Source organism: Pseudomonas khavaziana (assembly GCF_036704165.1).
GTDB lineage: Bacteria > Pseudomonadota > Gammaproteobacteria > Pseudomonadales > Pseudomonadaceae > Aquipseudomonas > Aquipseudomonas khavaziana.
In genome coordinates, this window is the sequence record NZ_CP129946.1 from 5,107,326 (window position 1) to 5,124,928 (window position 17,603).

A 17,603-nucleotide genomic window follows, 5' to 3' on the forward strand; every position below is an offset into this window, starting at 1 on the left:
CTATGTGGCAAAGTTATGTGAACGGATTGCTGGTAGCCCTCGGCCTGATCATGGCGATCGGCACCCAGAATGCTTTTGTATTGGCGCAGAGCCTGCGACGTGAACATCACCTGCCAGTGGCCGCACTGTGCATCGTCTGCGATGCCATCCTGGTGGCGGCCGGGGTATTCGGCCTGGCCACGGTGCTGGCGCAAAACCCGCTGCTGCTGGCGATAGCGCGCTGGGGGGGTGCAGCGTTCCTGTTGTGGTACGGCACCCTGGCATTGCGTCGGGCATTTTCCAAACAGAGCCTGGAGCAAGGGGCCAACCTCAAGGTACGTTCATTGCGCGCCGTGCTGCTCAGCGCGCTGGCCGTAACGCTGCTCAACCCCCACGTATACCTGGATACCGTGCTGCTGATCGGCTCACTTGGCGCGCAACAAACCGAACCCGGCGCGTATGTCGCCGGGGCCGCCAGTGCATCGTTCCTGTGGTTCGCCACCCTGGCGCTCGGCGCCGCGTGGCTGGCGCCCTGGCTGGCACGCCCGGCCACCTGGCGCCTGCTGGACTTGCTGGTGGCGGTGATGATGTTCACTGTGGCCTATCAATTGATCAGCGCCTGACAAATATTCCAAAACCCTCTGGAACCTCTATCCCACACAGTTGTTGCGTGGTTATGCCGCACCCCCGGTGCTATGATCGGACTCCTGCGCCGCAAAGAGTACAAACTCCCCGGCGCATGTCTGGCCGCCCGTGATCGGCCTTGCGCTCACCGCAACTGACCTGATTAGGAGAATCATCATGGCTTTCGAATTGCCGCCGCTGCCCTACGCACACGATGCCCTGCAGCCGCACATCTCCAAGGAAACCTTGGAATACCACCACGACAAGCACCACAACACCTATGTCGTGAACCTGAACAACCTGGTGCCAGGCACCGAGTTCGAAGGCAAGACCCTGGAAGAAATCGTCAAGTCTTCCTCGGGCGGCATCTTCAACAACGCCGCTCAGGTCTGGAACCATACCTTCTACTGGAACTGCCTGGCACCAAACGCCGGCGGTCAACCAACCGGCGCGCTGGCTGAGGCCATCAACGCTGCGTTCGGTTCGTTCGACAAGTTCAAGGAAGAGTTCACCAAGACGTCCGTTGGCACCTTCGGTTCCGGCTGGGGCTGGCTGGTGAAAAAGGCTGACGGTTCCCTGGCCCTGGCCAGCACCATCGGCGCCGGCAACCCGCTGACCAGCGGCGACACCCCGCTGCTGACCTGCGACGTGTGGGAACACGCTTACTACATCGACTACCGCAACGTGCGTCCAAAGTATGTGGAAGCGTTCTGGAATCTGGTCAACTGGAAGTTCGTGGCTGAGCAGTTTGAAGGCAAGGCCTTTACTGCTTAAGCAACGCTTGCCGTGTAGTTGTTCAATTGCTGAACAGTTGAAAAAACCGGAGCCCCCGAGGGGTTCCGGTTTTTTTATACCTGCCGTACCGCCATCGTAGAGGTAAAGTTCACCAGGTCGCCGGGATGGTAGGAAGGCCGGTCTGTGCCAGGTTTTCACACGGCTTGCGATTGCCCGGCTTTTTTGTGCGTCACAAGTAGTCATCACTGCGCCGGAACCCGGTAATCGTAGTTTGCCACTGAATCAACGAGACGAATTGATCTCTCTAATCTGTCGGAGACATAACAATGACAACTGGCGCAATGACAGCTGCACACTCTGTAGTGGGCGATCTTTTAAAAACAGCACTCCCCGTGGTTGGCGATATTGTCAAAGCGGTCGCGCCGCTGATGCAACCCTTCGCGGATGCCCTCGCCAAGAAGATAGGGGAGGAGGAAAAGGAGGACTCCCCAAGCAAATCCATTGAATTTTCCAAAGACCCGGAAACGGAGAAGCTGATGGTTTCCTTCAAACAATAAACGCAACGCCCACTTCCTCGCTGCGCACGGCCAGCGTTGAAGGTTGCCTGGAAAAACCCGCAGAAACAGCAAGCGAGAGGTGGCGCAAAGGTCTCTCTGCGCCACCTCTTACTCATACAGGATCAGCAGAGATAGATAGCCCCTCTCAGACCCCGACTTGCTGCTGTTAATTCGTAGCGTTCCCAGCAAAGTTGATTACACCGCCCACCGCCTGTTTTGCTTCGTCTGCCACCCTGCTTGCCACCTGGCCTGCCACAGGGAGGACGACGGGCGCCAGCGTTTCGGCGAAGGGTGCCAGCGCTACGGCGGCCGCACCTAGTCCAGCTACTCCTGCGATCATAACGTAATACTCCGAAATTGAATGAAAGGTCTATTCCTCTCCTGATCTGAGTGAACCGTTGCAAAGGTTGGGTTCCACTTTTTTTAACTTTTTTCGCTCGCCCCAATGTTCCTTTGACTGCTACCCCCAGATTGCCAATACTCATGGCCTATTGAAGGCCACCCGCATGAGACAAGGAATGCCCCTTTGAAGCTGGAACTCAAGAACAGCTTGTCGGTGAAGTTGCTACGGGTTGTGCTGCTGTCGGCCTTGATCGTGGGCGTGGCGCTGAGCCTGGGGCAAATTGTTTTCGATGCCTACAAGACGCGCCAGGCAGTGGCCGGTGATGCCCAACGCATTCTCGACATGTTTCGCGACCCCTCGACCCAGGCCGTCTACAGCCTGGATCGCGAGATGGGCATGCAGGTGATCGAGGGACTGTTCCAGGATGATGCGGTGCGCGTGGCCTCCATCGGCCATCCCAACGAGACCATGCTCGCGGAAAAGAGCCGCGCCTTGCAGCAATCCCCCAGCCGCTGGCTGACCGATCTGATTCTTGGCCAGGAGCGTACATTCACCACGGCCTTGGTCGGCAAGGGCCCTTACAGCGAATACTACGGCGACCTGAGCATCACCCTCGACACCGCCACCTACGGCAACGGCTTTATTGTCAGTTCGGTGATCATTTTTATTTCCGGCGTCCTGCGCGCCCTGGCCATGGGCCTGGTGCTGTACCTGGTGTACCACTGGCTGCTGACCAAGCCGCTGTCACGGCTTATCGGGCACCTGACCTCGATCAACCCCGACCGCCCCAGCGAGCACAAGATTCCTCAGCTCAAGGGACACGAACGCAACGAACTGGGGCTGTGGATAAACACCGCCAACCAGTTGCTCGAATCCATCGAGCGCAATACCCACCTGCGCCATGAGGCGGAATCGAGCCTGTTGCGCATGGCCCAGTACGACTTTCTCACTGGCCTGCCGAACCGCCAGAAGCTGCAGGAACAACTGGACAAGATCCTCACTGACGCTGGCCGGCGGCAACGACGGGTAGCGGTGTTGTGCGTAGGGTTGGACGATTTCAAGAGCGTCAACGAACAGTTCACCTACCAGGCCGGCGACAAACTCTTGCTGGCCCTGGCCGACCGCTTGCGCGCCCACAGCGGCCGCCTCGGCACGCTTGCCCGTTTGGGCGGCGACCAGTTCGCCTTGGTGCAAGCCGATATCGACCAGCCCTACGAAGCCGCTGAACTGGCACAAAGCATCCTCGATGACCTGGAAGCTGAATTTGCACTCGACCATGACCTGATTCGCCTGCGCGCCACCATCGGCATCACGCTGTTCCCGGAGGATGGCGACAGCACCGAGAAGCTGCTGCAAAAAGCCGAACAGACCATGACCCTGGCCAAGAGCCGTTCGCGCAACCGCTATCAGTTTTATATCGCCAGCGTCGACAGCGAAATGCGCCGACGCCGCGAGCTGGAAAAGGACCTGCGCGACGCCCTGGGCCGCGACCAGTTCCACTTGGTGTACCAACCACAGATCAGCTACCGCGATCACCGTGTGGTTGGCGTAGAAGCCCTGCTGCGCTGGCAACACCCGGAACACGGCCTGGTGCCGCCCGACCTGTTTATCCCCCTGGCGGAACAGAATGGCACCATCATCCCGATTGGCGAATGGGTGCTCGACCAGGCATGCCGGCAACTGCGCGAATGGCACGACCTGGGCTTCACCGGCCTGCGCATGGCCGTCAACCTCTCCACCGTACAGTTACACCACACCGAGCTGCCCCGGGTGGTCAACAACCTGATGCAGATCTATCGCCTGCCCCTGCGCAGCCTGGAACTGGAAGTCACCGAGACCGGCCTGATGGAAGATATCAGCACCGCTGCCCAGCACCTGCTGAGCCTGCGTCGCTCCGGTGCGCTGATTGCCATCGACGACTTCGGCACCGGGTATTCATCCCTGAGCTATCTGAAAAGCCTGCCGCTGGACAAGATCAAGATCGACAAGAGCTTCGTCCAGGACCTGCAGGATGACGACGACGACGCCACGATCGTGCGCGCCATTATCCAACTGGGCAAAAGCCTGGGCATGCAGGTGATTGCAGAGGGTGTGGAGACCGCCGAGCAGGAGGCCTACATCATCTCCGAGGGTTGCCATGAGGGACAGGGTTATCACTACAGCAAACCCTTGCAGGCGCGAGAGTTGGCGGCTTATTTGAAGCAGTCCGAGCGCAATAATGCTGTGAGTCTTTGAATTAACAAACCGATACTAAATATTTACCGTGCATAAGCCTTTACACAAAATGCAAATCTTTCGCATTATGTCGCAGCTTTTGCGCGCCCCGCGCGTCCTATCAACAACCGAAGCAGGATGTTCGCCATGATTCGTATGCCCCTGGCCACCGCCAGTCTGCTGGCCATTGCCATTTCTCTCGCCGGTTGCGGCGAAGGTAAAGACAAGGCCGCCACGCCTCAAGCTCCCGCAGCCGCCAGCACTACCGCACCTGCAGCTGGCGCGGCAGGCCAGGTCGACGAAGCAGCTGCCAAAGCCGTAGTCGCGCACTACGCAGATATGGTTTTTGCGGTGTACAGCGATGCCGAATCCACCGCAAAGATCCTGCAGACCGCAGTCGACACCTTCCTCGCCAACCCGAACGACGAAACCCTCAAAGCGGCCCGTACCGCCTGGATCGCCGCCCGCGTGCCTTACCTGCAGAGCGAAGTGTTCCGCTTTGGCAACACCATCATCGACGACTGGGAAGGCCAGGTGAACGCCTGGCCCCTGGACGAGGGCTTGATCGACTATGTCGACAAATCCTATGAGCACGCGCTGGGTAACCCGGGCGCCAACGCCAACATCATCGCCAATAACGAGATCCAGGTCGGCGAAGACAAGGTCGACGTCAAAGACATCACCCCGGAAAAACTCGCCAGCCTCAATGAGCTGGGCGGTTCCGAAGCCAACGTTGCCACCGGCTACCACGCCATCGAATTCCTGCTCTGGGGCCAGGACCTCAACGGCACCGGCCCTGGCGCAGGCAATCGTCCGGCCTCGGACTACCTGACCGGTGACGGTGCAACCGGCGGTCACAATGAGCGCCGCCGCACTTACCTGCGCGCCGTGACCCAACTGCTGGTCAGCGACCTGGAAGAAATGGTCGGCAACTGGAAGCCCAACGTCGAAGACAACTACCGCGCCACCCTGGAGTCGGAACCTGGCACCGATGGCCTGCGCAAAATGCTGTTCGGCATGGGCAGCCTGTCCCTGGGCGAGCTGGCCGGTGAGCGCATGAAGGTGTCCCTGGAGGCCAACTCGCCGGAAGACGAGCAGGACTGCTTCAGCGACAACACCCACTACTCGCACTTCTACGATGCCAAGGGCATCCGTAACGTCTACCTGGGCGAATACACCCGCGTTGACGGCACCAAGATGAGTGGTGCCAGCCTGTCATCCCTGGTGGCCAAGGCCGACCCGGCAGCCGATTCGGCCCTCAAGGCCGACCTGGCGGCAACCGAAGCGAAGATCCAGGTCATGGTCGACCACGCTGAGAAAGGTGAGCACTACGACCAACTGATCGCCGCCGGCAACGATGCGGGCAACCAGATCGTACGTGACGCCATCGCCGCACTGGTCAAGCAGACCGGTTCGATCGAAGCCGCTGCGGGCAAGTTGGGCATCAGCGACTTGAACCCGGACAGCGCTGATCACGAGTTCTGATTCGTACGCTGTTGAAAAAGGCGACCTTCGGGTCGCCTTTTTTATACCTGTTCAAACACTGCAAATCCCCTGTGGGAGGGGGCTTGCTCCCGGTAGCAGTAGACCAGCAACCACATGCTTGACTGCCCCACCGCTATCGGGGGCAAGCTCCCTCCCACATTTTGCTCCATGTAACCTCAAGCACTCTGGTTTACATGCCTTGCACCGCAGGTAGAATGGCGCCTCTGCCCAATCACCCGAGCGAATTACATGGCGTTGCCGACCTTACGCATCATCGGTTTCATCATCGGCATCTTCCTGATCACCCTTGCGGTCGCCATGGTCATTCCGATGGCCACCCTGGTGATCTTCGAACGCACCAGCGATCTGCCCTCGTTCCTGTGGGCCAGCCTGATCACCTTTATCGCAGGGCTGGCCCTGGTCATCCCCGGTCGCCCCGAACATGTGCACCTGCGCCCCCGAGACATGTACCTGCTGACGGTCAGCAGCTGGGTGGTGGTATGCATCTTCGCCGCCCTGCCGTTTTTGCTGACCCAGCACATCAGCTACACCGACTCGTTCTTCGAAAGCATGTCGGGTATCACCGCCACCGGCTCCACCGTATTGAGCGGCCTGGACAGCATGTCACCGGGCATCCTGATGTGGCGTTCGCTGTTGCACTGGCTTGGCGGCATCGGTTTTATCGGCATGGCGGTGGCGATCCTGCCGCTGCTGCGCATCGGTGGCATGCGCCTGTTCCAGACCGAATCTTCGGACCGCTCGGAAAAGGTCATGCCCCGCTCGCACATGGTGGCGCGGCTGATCGTGGCGGCGTATGTGGGCATCACCATCTTCGGCAGCCTGGCATTCTGGTGGGCCGGCATGGGCTTGTTCGATGCGATCAACCACGCGATGTCGGCAATTTCCACCGGTGGGTTTTCCACGTCGGATGAGTCTCTGGCGCACTGGAAACAACCGGCGGTGCATTGGGTCGCCGTGGTGGTGATGATCCTCGGCAGCTTGCCGTTCGCCTTGTATGTGGCCACATTGCGCGGCAACCGTCGGGCGCTGATCAAGGACCAACAGGTACAAGGCTTGCTCGGCCTGTTGTTCGTGACCTGGCTGGTACTCGGCACCTGGTACTGGTGGACTACCAACCTGCATTGGCTCGACGCCTTGCGCCATGTGGCGCTGAATGTGACTTCTGTGATGACGACCACCGGTTTTGCACTGGGGGACTACAGCCTGTGGGGCAACTTCTCACTGATGTTGTTCTTCTACCTGGGTTTTATCGGCGGCTGCTCGGGCTCCACGGCCGGCGGCATCAAGATCTTTCGTTTCCAGGTCGCCTACATCCTGCTCAAGGCCAACTTGAACCAACTGATCCACCCACGTGCGGTAATCAAGCAAAAGTACAACGGCCATCGCCTCGACGAAGAAATTGTGCGCTCGATCCTGACCTTTTCGTTTTTCTTCGCCATTACCATCTGCACCATCGCCCTGGCTTTGTCACTGTTGGGCGTGGACTGGATGACCGCCCTGACAGGCGCCGCCAGTACCGTGTCCGGTGTCGGCCCGGGCCTGGGCGAAACCATTGGCCCGGCCGGCAACTTCTCCACCCTGCCGGATGCGGCCAAGTGGATCCTGTCCCTGGGCATGCTGCTGGGCCGGCTGGAGATTATTACCGTGTTTGTGCTGTGCATTCCGGCGTTCTGGCGCCACTGACCGCCGACATTTCCAGCAACCGCGCCCGGTATTCGCCGGGCGTGGCATCAAACCAGCGACGAAACGCACGAAAAAAGTTGCTCGGGTCGGCAAAACCCAGCAGGTAGGCTATTTCCAGCAAGGTCATGTTCGGCTGCGCCAGGTATTGCTCGGCCAGTTCACGACGGGTGTCGTCGAGCAAGGCCTGGAAGCTGGTGCCCTCTTCCTGCAGACGCCGCTGCAAGGTGCGCTGGGACAGGTGCAACGTCTGGGCCACCGCTTCGCGCTTGGGTTCGCCCTGGGGCAGCAGGCGGCACAGCACCTGTCGTGCCTTGTGGGTCACGCGACTTTCGGAAAAACGCGCCAGGTATTCACCGGCAAATCGGTCGTGCAGCAGCGCCATGGCTTCGTTGGCGGTGGGCAGCGGCGCCTCCATGTCGGCTTGCTCGAAGATCAGCGCGTCATAGGGTGCATTGAATTGCAAAGGCGCATGAAAGGCCTGTTTGTACGGCGCCAGGTCCGCCGGTTGATCGCCCTGCAGCAGCACTTTGCGCGGTTGCAGGGTGCGTCCGGTTAGCCAGCCGCACAAGGCCAGGGCGCTGGCCAACGAGGCTTCGGCGCTTTGTCGGGTCGGCGGCAGGTGATCGCCATGAACCGTCAGAATCAACGCATAGCCTTCAGGTATAAGTCGGAAGCTCAAGTCAGCGCTTTCGGCGATGATGCGCTGGTAGCGCACCAGTCGCATAAAGCCCTCGGCCAGGGTGTTGCTGGACATCAAGGCATAACCGGCGACATGAAACGAAGCAGGGCGCACCACTTTGCCCATGTTCAGGCCAATCGCCGGGTTGCCCGACAACTCCACTGCCCGCTGCCACAGGCGAGTCATGGCATCCTGAGGGAAACGCGCGTCGGGGTCATTCAGCGCCGCATAATCCAGGCCCAGCTGCCTGAACAAGACACGGCAATCCAGGCCGTCCATTTCCAGAGCCTTGACTATCCCCATCGCCCAGCTTGCAGAAGTTGTTCGTTCGCTCATGGCGTCTTCTTATTGAAAGCAGGCTCAAACGGCAGCCAGGAAGCCAAGGATACTAAAATGGCATCTATTGTCACTGGCCGTTACCTGCGATGACTCTAGACTCAAATAAGCTCCCCGCCGAACATCTGTTGGGCGGTATAACCACCCGAGGGCCGGCAGTCGTGGAAAACGTCAAGAAATTCAACAGTTTTGCCGAGTTCTACCCCTACTACCTGAGCGAGCATGGCAACAGCACCTGCCGGCGCCTGCACTTTATCGGCACCACCTTGGTGATCGGCATCCTCGCGTATGCCATCGGCAGGGGGTCACTGGTCCTTTTGCTGGCCTTGCCCGTCGCCGGCTACACCTTTGCCTGGATCGGCCACTTTTTCTTCGAAAAGAACCGTCCAGCGACCTTCCAGCACCCGCTCTACAGCTTGTTGGGGGATTTTGTGATGTACCGCGACATGATCCTGGGCAAGGTACCGTTCTAAGGGTGTGACCTCATGTCACTTGCGTTTGGACCATGAAAAAATGTGAATTCACCGAGATAAAAGTCTTTTTGTCATTTACGGTGCTGTATCCTGCCAAGGCTTTTTGAGAGCGCGGAATCACCTGCGATTGAAAAAACAGACCTTGCGAGGAGCGACGACGATGCACGAGATACCTAATCTCCCCTTCCCAAGCCTGCACCCAACTGAGCAGCCAACACCGCAGCAGGCCAGCGAGAAACAGCCTGAGGCCAAAGAAGCAAAACCAGTCGACCGCGAAACCCAGGACTGACGCCGTACCAGACCGTGTGGAAAGCGCACCATTGAGCGCTTTCCACACTGCCTGAATCACCCGAGACCCTCATTATGACCACTCCCCGTCCCGATACTCCTGACGCCGCCGTGCTCGACGCTGCCTTGCAGATGGTCGAAGTCTGGAACCGCCTCAGTGCGGACAAGCAGGCCGCATTGCTCAAGCGCTTCGGCACCCAGGAAAACGCCCTGGCGGCCCTGGTAACCACGCAACTGCTGGCCCCTGCCCAGGGTTGATGTGTTGTTGATCTGACGTTTTACATTTTTTCCCGCCATGCCCGGCCTGCGCGCCGGTATCATTAGCAGCCTATCTTTGCCTGCTGCGACAGTGGACCCTTCCCATGCCAGATTCCCAGCGACCCATGGCGGTCACGCTGCAAGTCGTCTCCATCGTGCTGTTTACCTTTATCGGCTACCTGAATATCGGCATTCCCCTGGCCGTCTTGCCGGGCTATGTCCACAGCCAGTTGGGCTATGGCGCGGTGATCGCCGGGCTGGTGATCAGCGTGCAATACCTGGCCACCCTATTGAGCCGCCCCTATGCCGGCAAGATTATCGACAACCTGGGCAGCAAGCGTGCTGTGCTGATTGGCCTGGTGGGCTGCGGATTGAGCGGAGTATTCATGTTGCTGGCAGCGTGGTTTTCCAGCCTGCCGGCGGTCAGCCTGGGCAGCCTGCTGATCGGTCGACTGGTGCTGGGCAGCGCTGAAAGCCTGGTGGGCTCGGGCTCGATTGGCTGGGGCATCGGCCGCGTCGGTGCGGCGAATACGGCCAAGGTCATCTCCTGGAACGGCATCGCCAGCTACGGCGCGCTGGCGGTCGGCGCACCGCTGGGGGTGTTGATGGTCAGCCACTTCGGACTGTGGAGCATGGGCGTTAGCATCATTCTGCTGGCGGTAGTGGGCGTGCTGCTGGCCTGGAAAAAGCAAGCGGCGCCAATTGTGCCTGGCGTCCGCTTGCCGTTCATGAATGTGCTGGGCCGGGTACTGCCCCATGGTTGCGCGCTGGCGCTGGGCTCTATCGGCTTTGGCACCATCGCCACCTTTATCACCCTGTACTACAGCACCCAGCACTGGGACAACGCGGTGTGGGCCTTGAGCCTGTTCGGCGCCAGCTTTATCGGCGCACGCTTGTTGTTCGGCAACTTGATCAACCGCATTGGCGGCTTTCGGGTCGCAATTGCCTGCCTGTCGGTGGAAGTGCTCGGCCTGCTGCTGCTGTGGCTGGCGCCAGATGCCCAGTTGGCGTTGGCAGGTGCGGCGTTGAGTGGCTTCGGCTTTTCCTTGGTGTTCCCGGCGCTGGGGGTGGAGGCGGTCAACCTGGTGCCGGCCTCCAGCCGTGGCTCGGCGGTGGGCGCCTATTCGCTGTTTATCGACTTGTCGCTGGGCATCACCGGGCCGCTGGCTGGCGCCGTGGCGGCAGGTTTTGGCTTTGCGTCGATCTTCCTGTTCGCCGCCCTCGCCGCTGCAGCGGGCTTGCTGCTGAGCCTCTACCTGTACCGCCAGGCGCCCAAAGCCCGCGAAACACGCGACGCCTAGAAGTCGACCTTGCCGCGCCCGGCCTTGATGCTGCCGCGCTTGGTCTTGGACTCCAGCCGGCGTTTCTTCGAGCCCAGGGTGGGCTTGGTCGGACGACGCTTTTTCTCGACCTTGGTGGCGCTCTGGATCAACTCCACCAAACGTTCCAGCGCATCGGCGCGGTTCTGTTCCTGGGTACGGTATTGCTGGGCCTTGAGCACCAGCACGCCTTCACTGGTGATACGGCTGTCGCGCAACGCCAGCAGGCGCTCCTTGTAGAACGCCGGCAGCGACGAGGCGGGAATATCGAAGCGCAGGTGCACCGCACTCGAGACCTTATTGACGTTCTGCCCGCCGGCGCCCTGGGCGCGAATGGCGGTCAGCTCGATCTCGGCATCGGGCAAGTGTAGGTTGTTGGAAATCACCAGCATGGAAAGCGCGAGCCTTGGTAGGAGAGCTTAGAGATACGCCCCTTCAAGCCGAGCGCGGTCAAAAATGTGGGAGCGGGCTTGCTCGCGAATGCGGTGCATCAGTGGCCTGGAAGCTGACTGATCCGCCGCATTCGCGAGCAAGCCCGCTCCCACATTCAGCGCAGTATACGACCTTACTCTGCCGTCAAGGCCACCGCCGCCTCCGACTGCTGCGCCCGCTTGTTCTTGATCCAGTAACACACCCCCATGAACGCCACCCACACCGGGATCGCATACACCGAGCGGTCAATGCCCGGAATCATCAGCATGGTGCCCAAAATAAACACCACGAACGCCACGCAGACGATGTTGCCGTAGGGGTACCACAACGCCTTGAACAGCGGCACCTGGCCGGTGCGGTTCATGTGCTGGCGGAACTTGAAGTGCGAGAAGCTGATCATCGCCCAGTTGATCACCAACGTGGCCACCACCAGGGACATCAGCAGTTCCAGCGCGTCATGGGGCATCAGGTAGTTCATCAGCACCGCCACCAGGGTGATCGCCGCCGAGGCCAGGATCGAACGCACCGGCACACCGCGCCTGTCGATTTTCGCCAGGGCCTTGGGTGCATCGCCCTGCTCGGCCATGCCCAGCAGCATGCGGCTGTTGCAGTAGGTGCCGCTGTTGTACACCGACAACGCTGCAGTCAGCACCACGAAGTTGAGGATATGCGCGGCGGTGTTGCTGCCCAGCATCGAGAACACCTGCACGAACGGGCTACCGCTATAGGCATCGCCGGACGCATTGAGGGTCGCCAGCAGGCTGTCCCATGGGGTGAGTGACAGCAGCACCACCAGGGCGCCGATGTAGAAAATCAGGATGCGATAGATCACCTGATTGATCGCCTTGGGGATCACGGTACGAGGCTGGTCGGCTTCGGCCGCGGTAAAGCCGAGCATTTCCAGGCCGCCGAAGGAGAACATGATGATCGCCATGGCCATCACCAACCCACCGACACCATGGGGGAAGAAGCCGCCGTGTTCCCACAGGTTGCTGACCGAGGCTTGCGGGCCGCCGCTGCCGCTGACCAGCAGGTAGCTGCCCAGGGCGATCATGCCGACGATGGCCACCACCTTGATGATGGCGAACCAGAACTCGGCTTCACCGAAGACCTTGACGTTGGCCAGGTTGATCGCATTGATCAGCACGAAGAAGGCCGCCGCAGACACCCAGGTCGGGATTTCCGGCCACCAGTAGTGCACGTACTTGCCGACGGCCGTCAGCTCCGACATGCCCACCAGGATGTACAGGATCCAGCAGTTCCAGCCCGACAAAAAACCGGCGAAGCCGCCCCAATACGTATGGGCAAAATGGCTGAAGGAACCGGCGACCGGCTCTTCGACGATCATTTCGCCGAGTTGGCGCATGATCATGAAGGCGATAAAGCCGCAGATGGCATAGCCCAGGATCATCGACGGGCCGGCGGACTTGAGCACCCCGGCCGAGCCCAGGAACAGGCCGGTGCCGATGGCGCCCCCGAGGGCGATCAACTGGATATGCCGATTTTTCAGGCCGCGTTTCAGCTCGCCGGAAGAAGAATGGGGTCCACTCATGAAAAGGGTCTCACGCAAGGTTTGAGGATGTTGAATGCAGGTTGCTGCCTTGAATTACCGACTCAGGCAGCGCCGCTCAAACCCCAGCGCAGGCACCAGGAATACAGCGTCTTTCTAACGGTCATGCGTCACCTGTTTGTTTTTATCTGTGACGAAATCGAACCCGTCCGGCTCGTGGCCAGGCGGAGTGATCAGGGCGAACACACACCCTGGGTCTTGGCCTTTTGCGTGGGTACGCAAGGGGGGTCACAGTAAAACGCGGCGCATTGTACACCGCTCGACGGCTTCGGGCCGAGCCTGCTAAGCGCCCGCGAGAAAATGGCAGATATTCCTTACGCGTCGGGCACACGCTGAAATACCAGGGTAAACCCGTAAACTTATCGTTACATCATGGAAAAACTACGTTACAGCCGGCTTTTACCGTCATCTACCAGAAAATTGTCGGTGAGAATTTTCCGAAGAATCGGTTCAGCCAATTGTCTGTTTTGCTTGAATAAAAAAATCTGCCAAAAAACAGAAGAAAAAATCCAAATGAAACCGTGTCAATAAATTTTTTGCATTTTGAAACACTCTCTTCTAGGTTCTTTGCACTTGCCCGCGAAGCCCGCGGGCAAGCCGTTCTCAAACAACGTCCTCTAGGAGATACACCATGCAAGCACTGGAAAAAGACCTGGAAACCGAACTGCAACTCGACGATTGGTTTGAAGCGCCGACCCATGAGGCCGCCGTTGAAATGATGCAAGCCGATGCCGTTGTGCCTTTCGGCACCGCGATGTGGCCTTTCTAATACCCGGCAGGCATCCGGCAGGTGCTGTGCACGGCACCTGCCCCCTTACCCAGGCACAGAAGGACACACGTCATGGACAAGGCCCGCGCCGTCGAACACTTTCTCTACTACCTCGCACATCACCCGGCCCTCAGCGGCCTGCATCGCCCCACCGTGCTGCTGGGCCATACCGAGCGCTACGACGCCATCGCCCAGGCAATCACCCATGGTAGCGCCGCGCGCTTCAACTTCCAGCTGCAGCGCCTGGACCTGGCGCCCAGCGACACCCTGGTCCAGGCCATTGAAGCCTGCGACCTGTACCTGTTTCTCTACGACTCCTCGACCCTGCCCAACCCACGCGCTGAAGGCCCAGACTTTGTCCGCGCCCTGCACGGCGTGATGGCCGAGCACTGGAAGAAATCCCTGCTATTCAAGGATTATGGTGATTACTTCTACGACACCTTCAGCGTCGAGCCGCAGCGCATCGCCGACCTTAACGCCACGCTGATCCGACGCATGTCCCAGGCCAGTGTGCTGAGCTTCACCGACAAGCACGGCTCGCGCCTGGAAGCGCCGATGAGCAGCATCAAAAAGTGGACCAATATCAACGGCGTCGGCAACCACGACCTGGCCCCCGGCGAAATCGCCACCCACAGCGAAGCCATCAACGGCCAGGTGCGGTTTGTCGGCACCTTCCTCAGCACCATCCCGTTTGCGCGCAAATACGGCGTGCTGCAATCACCGTTGGAGTTATGGATCGAGAACTCGACCATCTGCAGCGTAGCCAGCGAGGTGCCGGGGCTGGCGGATGATTTCAACAAATACCTGAATGCCAACCCATCGAACCGCCGCGTGGAGGAACTGGGCATTGGCACCAATGAAGGGGTCAAGGATTTGTATGCGCGCAATGCGGGCTTTGAAGAGCGCCATTGCGGGTTACACCTGGGCCTGGGCGGCGGACAGAAAGGCAGTCACCACCTGGATTTGATCTTTGCCAGTGGGGTGTTGGCCTTGGACGATAAACCGGTGTTCGATGGAACGTTTGCCTTCTGAACACAAGGCTCAAAAACATCGGAGGTCCAAATGTGGGAGGGGGCTTGCTCCCGATAGCGGTGTGTCAGTGACAGATACTTAGGCTGACATATTGCTATCGGGAGCAAGCCCCCTCCCACAGTTGATTGCATTTCAAATTTAGATCAAAAAAAACGCCAACCCTAGGGTTGGCGTTTTTGTGCAGCGCTTAGCGCATCACTGCGGCTTCTTGCGACCAAAGCCCGGACGCTGGCCGGAGCCGGCCGGTGCGCCGCGGCGCTTGCCCGACGGCTCATCGGCTACCAGTTTCGGGCCAGGGCGCTTGTTCGCCGCTGGCTTGGCTGGACGCTTGGTACTGGCGTTGTCGGCCGGGCGATCCGCTTCGCCACGGTTGCTGCGACCACCGCTTGGCGCTTCGCCACGGGCAGGACGTGGTGTGCGGGGAGCACGTTCACCTTCCTGACGGGACGGTGCGGTTGGGCGACGCTCACCTTCGATCTGCGGCTCACGGGAGATACGACCGCCAGTGGCCGGTGCATTCAGCGCCGGGCGCAGGGTACGGGCCACGCGCTCGGTACGCGCTACTGGGCGCGAGGATTTGCGCTGCATACGCTCGAGCTTGTCCTTGCTCTTGGCATTCATCTGCGGCATCGCGACCGGCGTCAGGCCGACTTCGGCGCTGAGGATGTCGACTTCGTACTGGCTCATTTCGCGCCAGCGGCCCATCGGCAGGTCGGAGTTGAGGAACACCGGGCCGAAACGCACGCGCTTCAAGCGGCTGACCACCAGGCCCTGGGATTCCCACAGGCGACGCACTTCGCGGTTGCGGCCTTCCATCACCACGCAGTGGTACCAGTGGTTGAAGCCTTCACCGCCTGGGGCCTGCTTGATATCGGTGAACTTGGCCGGGCCGTCTTCCAGCACCACGCCGGCCTTGAGGCGTTCGATCATCTCGTCATCGACTTCACCGCGTACACGCACAGCGTATTCACGGTCCATCTCGTAGGACGGATGCATCAGGCGGTTAGCCAGTTCACCGTCGGTGGTGAACATCAGCAAGCCGGTGGTGTTGATGTCCAGGCGACCGATGTTGATCCAGCGGCCTTCTTTAGGCTTTGGCATCTTGTCGAACACGGTCGGACGGCCTTCCGGGTCGTCACGGGTGCAGATCTCGCCATCGGGCTTGTTGTACATGATCACGCGGCGCACCGATTCGGCGACCTCTTCACGCTTGATCACCTTGCCATCGATGGTGATTGCATCGTGCAGGTCGACGCGCTGGCCGAGGGTGGCCTCGACGCCGTTGACCTTGATGCGCTTCTGGGTGATCCAGGCTTCAACGTCGCGGCGCGAGCCCACACCGATACGCGCCAGCACCTTTTGCAGCTTTTCGCCTGCTGGGCCGATTTCCTGGTCTTTCTGGTCTTGGTCATTCATCGTAAGCACCTCCCGGTGGGTCGATTCAGGCGTGGCCTGAAGGGTATTGAAAGCGGGGCCTTGGCCGAATAGGTCGGCAAGGGGTCGCGAATCATACGCGCATGGCGCGTGTTGCGCATCACAGACTAGTCGATAACGCCCAAGTCATTTGCTTTTCCGCCGACCGGTGGCGCCGAGTGCCAACAACCGCAGCTCGGCTTCGGCCAATACCGTGCGCTTGTCGGTTTTATCGAGTTTTTTCCAGGCACGGATTTCGCGCTTGCTGCGCCCGCAGCCGACGCAGATGTCGTCGCTGAATTTGCAGATGCTGATGCACGGGTCTTTGGTTGAACTCATTTTTTCTCCCAGACCATCCAGACAATGGAGATCCAATGTGGGAGGGGGCTTGCTCCCGATAGCGGTGGGTCAGTTGTTGCATATGTTGCTGATACACCGCCATCGGGAGCAATCCCGTTCCCACGCTAAATCAGCATCAGTCTTCGAGTAGGCGGCGTTCGTTTTCGATGGCCTCGGCCAGGGCGCGGGCTTCGTCCTCTTCGTCGCTCAGCGGCGGTTGTTCGAGGGCGGCGACAGCGGCCAGGAGCTTTTCCCGGGCGTCGGCGACGCCGAGGATGTCTTCTTCGACTTCGGGCTCGGGTTCAACGTTCACCTCGGTCTGCGGCTCGTCGGCAGCATCGCGCAATAAATCGTCAAAGTCGGTCTTGATCCCCTGCTCCATATCGTCCAGCTCCAACAATAACGTGTGGAAACTGGTCTCGTCCTTCGGCTCCTCCGGCTCGGCACTGGCATCAGCCAGTTCCTGCAGGCTTTGCGGCACCGGCGCGTCGTCGAAGTCGAGCACCGGCTCGGCTTCCATTTCGCGCAGTTCGGCCAAGGGCGGCAGGTCGTCGAGGTTTTTCAGGTTGAAGTGGTCGAGGAACACCTTGGTGGTGGCGAACATCGCGGGTTTACCCGGCACATCACGGTAACCGACGATGCGGATCCACTCGCGCTCCAGCAGGGTCTTGACGATATGACTGTTGACCGCCACGCCACGCACGTCCTCGATTTCACCCCGTGTGATCGGCTGGCGATAGGCGATCAGTGCCATGGTCTCCAGCATCGCCCGGGAATAACGTTGCGGGCGCTCTTCCCACAAACGACCAACCCACGGCGAAAACTTCTCGCGGATCTGCAGGCGATAACCCGAGGCCACTTCGCGCAGTTCAAAGGCACGGCCGTCGCAGGACTTGCGCAGGATCTCCAGGGCTTTCTTGAAGACCGGCGGCTCCGGGCGTTCGGCTTCTTCAAACAGTTCGAACAGGCGCTCCAGGGATTGCGGTTTGCCCGAGGCCAGGAGAAAGGCCTCCAGCAAGGGTGCCAGTTCGCGGGGTTCAGTCAGATTCATCGA

18 protein-coding genes are annotated in these 17,603 nt (G+C 59.9%); 11 read left to right on the top strand and 7 right to left on the bottom strand.

All coding sequences use genetic code 11. The annotated features are described in order from the left end of the window. Positions 1 to 2: 2 nt before the first annotated feature. The 6 genes from QYQ93_RS22900 (at position 3) to QYQ93_RS22925 (ending at position 7,641) form a co-directional block, all read left to right on the top strand. On the top strand, positions 3 to 602 hold the full coding sequence (locus tag QYQ93_RS22900) for a LysE/ArgO family amino acid transporter (protein ID WP_043049044.1): 600 nt from the start codon (positions 3 to 5) through the stop codon (positions 600 to 602). Positions 603 to 780: 178 nt separating this feature from the next. Then, positions 781 to 1,377 (top strand): superoxide dismutase, encoded by a 597-nt coding sequence (locus QYQ93_RS22905; RefSeq protein WP_043049045.1) that lies wholly within the window; start codon positions 781 to 783, stop codon positions 1,375 to 1,377. Between the two features lie 287 nt (positions 1,378 to 1,664). Then, positions 1,665 to 1,895, top strand: coding sequence for a hypothetical protein (locus QYQ93_RS22910; RefSeq protein WP_043049046.1), 231 nt, complete (start codon positions 1,665 to 1,667; stop codon positions 1,893 to 1,895). A gap of 526 nt (positions 1,896 to 2,421) precedes the next feature. Then, positions 2,422 to 4,473 (top strand): putative bifunctional diguanylate cyclase/phosphodiesterase, encoded by a 2,052-nt coding sequence (locus QYQ93_RS22915; RefSeq protein WP_043049048.1) that lies wholly within the window; start codon positions 2,422 to 2,424, stop codon positions 4,471 to 4,473. A 126-nt stretch (positions 4,474 to 4,599) separates the two neighbouring features. After that, the gene (locus tag QYQ93_RS22920; protein WP_338475537.1) at positions 4,600 to 5,937 is read left to right on the top strand and encodes an imelysin family protein; all 1,338 of its coding nucleotides are present in this window, start codon (positions 4,600 to 4,602) and stop codon (positions 5,935 to 5,937) included. A 249-nt stretch (positions 5,938 to 6,186) separates the two neighbouring features. After that, on the top strand, positions 6,187 to 7,641 hold the full coding sequence (locus tag QYQ93_RS22925) for a TrkH family potassium uptake protein (protein WP_043049050.1): 1,455 nt from the start codon (positions 6,187 to 6,189) through the stop codon (positions 7,639 to 7,641). On the opposite strand, the gene QYQ93_RS22930 is transcribed toward QYQ93_RS22925, so the two are convergent. Next, on the bottom strand, positions 7,598 to 8,656 hold the full coding sequence (locus QYQ93_RS22930) for an AraC family transcriptional regulator (protein ID WP_043049051.1): 1,059 nt from the start codon (positions 8,654 to 8,656) through the stop codon (positions 7,598 to 7,600). The genes QYQ93_RS22925 and QYQ93_RS22930 overlap by 44 nt on opposite strands. 161 nt (positions 8,657 to 8,817) lie before the next feature. On the opposite strand from QYQ93_RS22930, the gene QYQ93_RS22935 reads away from it, so the two are divergent. Further along, positions 8,818 to 9,129 carry a DUF962 domain-containing protein gene (locus QYQ93_RS22935; protein WP_043049053.1) on the top strand — a complete coding sequence of 104 codons (312 nt, stop codon included), beginning with the start codon at positions 8,818 to 8,820 and terminating at the stop codon, positions 9,127 to 9,129. 10 nt (positions 9,130 to 9,139) lie between these two features. Here the strand turns inward: QYQ93_RS22935 and QYQ93_RS22940 are convergent, their stop codons facing one another. Further along, positions 9,140 to 9,478: a hypothetical protein gene (locus QYQ93_RS22940; protein WP_338477302.1), complete on the bottom strand. Its 339-nt coding sequence runs from the start codon at positions 9,476 to 9,478 to the stop codon at positions 9,140 to 9,142. A 14-nt stretch (positions 9,479 to 9,492) separates the two neighbouring features. Between QYQ93_RS22940 and QYQ93_RS22945 the strand changes: the two genes are divergently transcribed. Beyond that, positions 9,493 to 9,675 carry a hypothetical protein gene (locus tag QYQ93_RS22945; RefSeq protein WP_043049055.1) on the top strand — a complete coding sequence of 61 codons (183 nt, stop codon included), beginning with the start codon at positions 9,493 to 9,495 and terminating at the stop codon, positions 9,673 to 9,675. 104 nt (positions 9,676 to 9,779) lie between these two features. Then, positions 9,780 to 10,976: an MFS transporter gene (locus tag QYQ93_RS22950; RefSeq protein WP_043049056.1), complete on the top strand. Its 1,197-nt coding sequence runs from the start codon at positions 9,780 to 9,782 to the stop codon at positions 10,974 to 10,976. On the opposite strand, the gene arfB is transcribed toward QYQ93_RS22950, so the two are convergent. Together arfB and QYQ93_RS22960 are read right to left on the bottom strand one after the other, a co-directional pair. Next, the gene (arfB, locus tag QYQ93_RS22955) at positions 10,973 to 11,386 is read right to left on the bottom strand and encodes an alternative ribosome rescue aminoacyl-tRNA hydrolase ArfB (RefSeq protein ID WP_043049058.1); all 414 of its coding nucleotides are present in this window, start codon (positions 11,384 to 11,386) and stop codon (positions 10,973 to 10,975) included. The genes QYQ93_RS22950 and arfB overlap by 4 nt on opposite strands. Before the next feature lie 173 nt (positions 11,387 to 11,559). Continuing rightward, a complete protein-coding gene (locus tag QYQ93_RS22960) occupies positions 11,560 to 12,978 on the bottom strand; it encodes an amino acid permease (RefSeq protein ID WP_338475538.1) in 1,419 nt (472 codons plus the stop codon). A 649-nt stretch (positions 12,979 to 13,627) separates the two neighbouring features. Between QYQ93_RS22960 and QYQ93_RS22965 the strand changes: the two genes are divergently transcribed. Next, positions 13,628 to 13,765, top strand: a complete 138-nt coding sequence (locus QYQ93_RS22965; protein ID WP_003237751.1) for a hypothetical protein — start codon at positions 13,628 to 13,630, stop codon at positions 13,763 to 13,765. Between the two features lie 72 nt (positions 13,766 to 13,837). Further along, a complete protein-coding gene (locus QYQ93_RS22970; RefSeq protein ID WP_043049063.1) occupies positions 13,838 to 14,797 on the top strand; it encodes a hypothetical protein in 960 nt (319 codons plus the stop codon). Positions 14,798 to 14,992: 195 nt separating this feature from the next. On the opposite strand, the gene rluB is transcribed toward QYQ93_RS22970, so the two are convergent. From rluB to scpB, 3 genes are all read right to left on the bottom strand, one after another. After that, positions 14,993 to 16,213, bottom strand: coding sequence for a 23S rRNA pseudouridine(2605) synthase RluB (gene rluB / locus QYQ93_RS22975; RefSeq protein WP_338475539.1), 1,221 nt, complete (start codon positions 16,211 to 16,213; stop codon positions 14,993 to 14,995). A gap of 144 nt (positions 16,214 to 16,357) precedes the next feature. Next, positions 16,358 to 16,549 carry a DUF1289 domain-containing protein gene (locus QYQ93_RS22980; RefSeq protein ID WP_043049065.1) on the bottom strand — a complete coding sequence of 64 codons (192 nt, stop codon included), beginning with the start codon at positions 16,547 to 16,549 and terminating at the stop codon, positions 16,358 to 16,360. A 136-nt stretch (positions 16,550 to 16,685) separates the two neighbouring features. Continuing rightward, positions 16,686 to 17,600 (bottom strand): SMC-Scp complex subunit ScpB, encoded by a 915-nt coding sequence (scpB, locus tag QYQ93_RS22985; RefSeq protein ID WP_338475540.1) that lies wholly within the window; start codon positions 17,598 to 17,600, stop codon positions 16,686 to 16,688. Positions 17,601 to 17,603: the final 3 nt, after the last annotated feature.

What these genes read in the sequence shown, in the direction of transcription:
- QYQ93_RS22945 (WP_043049055.1), top strand. Translation starts at nt 9,493, where the DNA reads ATGACCACTCCCCGTCCCGATACTCCTGACGCCGCCGTGCTCGACGCT.
- QYQ93_RS22905 (WP_043049045.1), top strand. Translation starts at nt 781, where the DNA reads ATGGCTTTCGAATTGCCGCCGCTGCCCTACGCACACGATGCCCTGCAG.
- scpB (WP_338475540.1), bottom strand. Translation starts at nt 17,600, where the DNA reads ATGAATCTGACTGAACCCCGCGAACTGGCACCCTTGCTGGAGGCCTTT.
- QYQ93_RS22960 (WP_338475538.1), bottom strand. Translation starts at nt 12,978, where the DNA reads ATGAGTGGACCCCATTCTTCTTCCGGCGAGCTGAAACGCGGCCTGAAA.
- arfB (WP_043049058.1), bottom strand. Translation starts at nt 11,386, where the DNA reads ATGCTGGTGATTTCCAACAACCTACACTTGCCCGATGCCGAGATCGAG.
- QYQ93_RS22950 (WP_043049056.1), top strand. Translation starts at nt 9,780, where the DNA reads ATGCCAGATTCCCAGCGACCCATGGCGGTCACGCTGCAAGTCGTCTCC.
- QYQ93_RS22965 (WP_003237751.1), top strand. Translation starts at nt 13,628, where the DNA reads ATGCAAGCACTGGAAAAAGACCTGGAAACCGAACTGCAACTCGACGAT.
- QYQ93_RS22930 (WP_043049051.1), bottom strand. Translation starts at nt 8,656, where the DNA reads ATGAGCGAACGAACAACTTCTGCAAGCTGGGCGATGGGGATAGTCAAG.
- QYQ93_RS22980 (WP_043049065.1), bottom strand. Translation starts at nt 16,549, where the DNA reads ATGAGTTCAACCAAAGACCCGTGCATCAGCATCTGCAAATTCAGCGAC.
- QYQ93_RS22925 (WP_043049050.1), top strand. Translation starts at nt 6,187, where the DNA reads ATGGCGTTGCCGACCTTACGCATCATCGGTTTCATCATCGGCATCTTC.
- QYQ93_RS22920 (WP_338475537.1), top strand. Translation starts at nt 4,600, where the DNA reads ATGATTCGTATGCCCCTGGCCACCGCCAGTCTGCTGGCCATTGCCATT.
- QYQ93_RS22910 (WP_043049046.1), top strand. Translation starts at nt 1,665, where the DNA reads ATGACAACTGGCGCAATGACAGCTGCACACTCTGTAGTGGGCGATCTT.
- rluB (WP_338475539.1), bottom strand. Translation starts at nt 16,213, where the DNA reads ATGAATGACCAAGACCAGAAAGACCAGGAAATCGGCCCAGCAGGCGAA.
- QYQ93_RS22900 (WP_043049044.1), top strand. Translation starts at nt 3, where the DNA reads ATGTGGCAAAGTTATGTGAACGGATTGCTGGTAGCCCTCGGCCTGATC.
- QYQ93_RS22970 (WP_043049063.1), top strand. Translation starts at nt 13,838, where the DNA reads ATGGACAAGGCCCGCGCCGTCGAACACTTTCTCTACTACCTCGCACAT.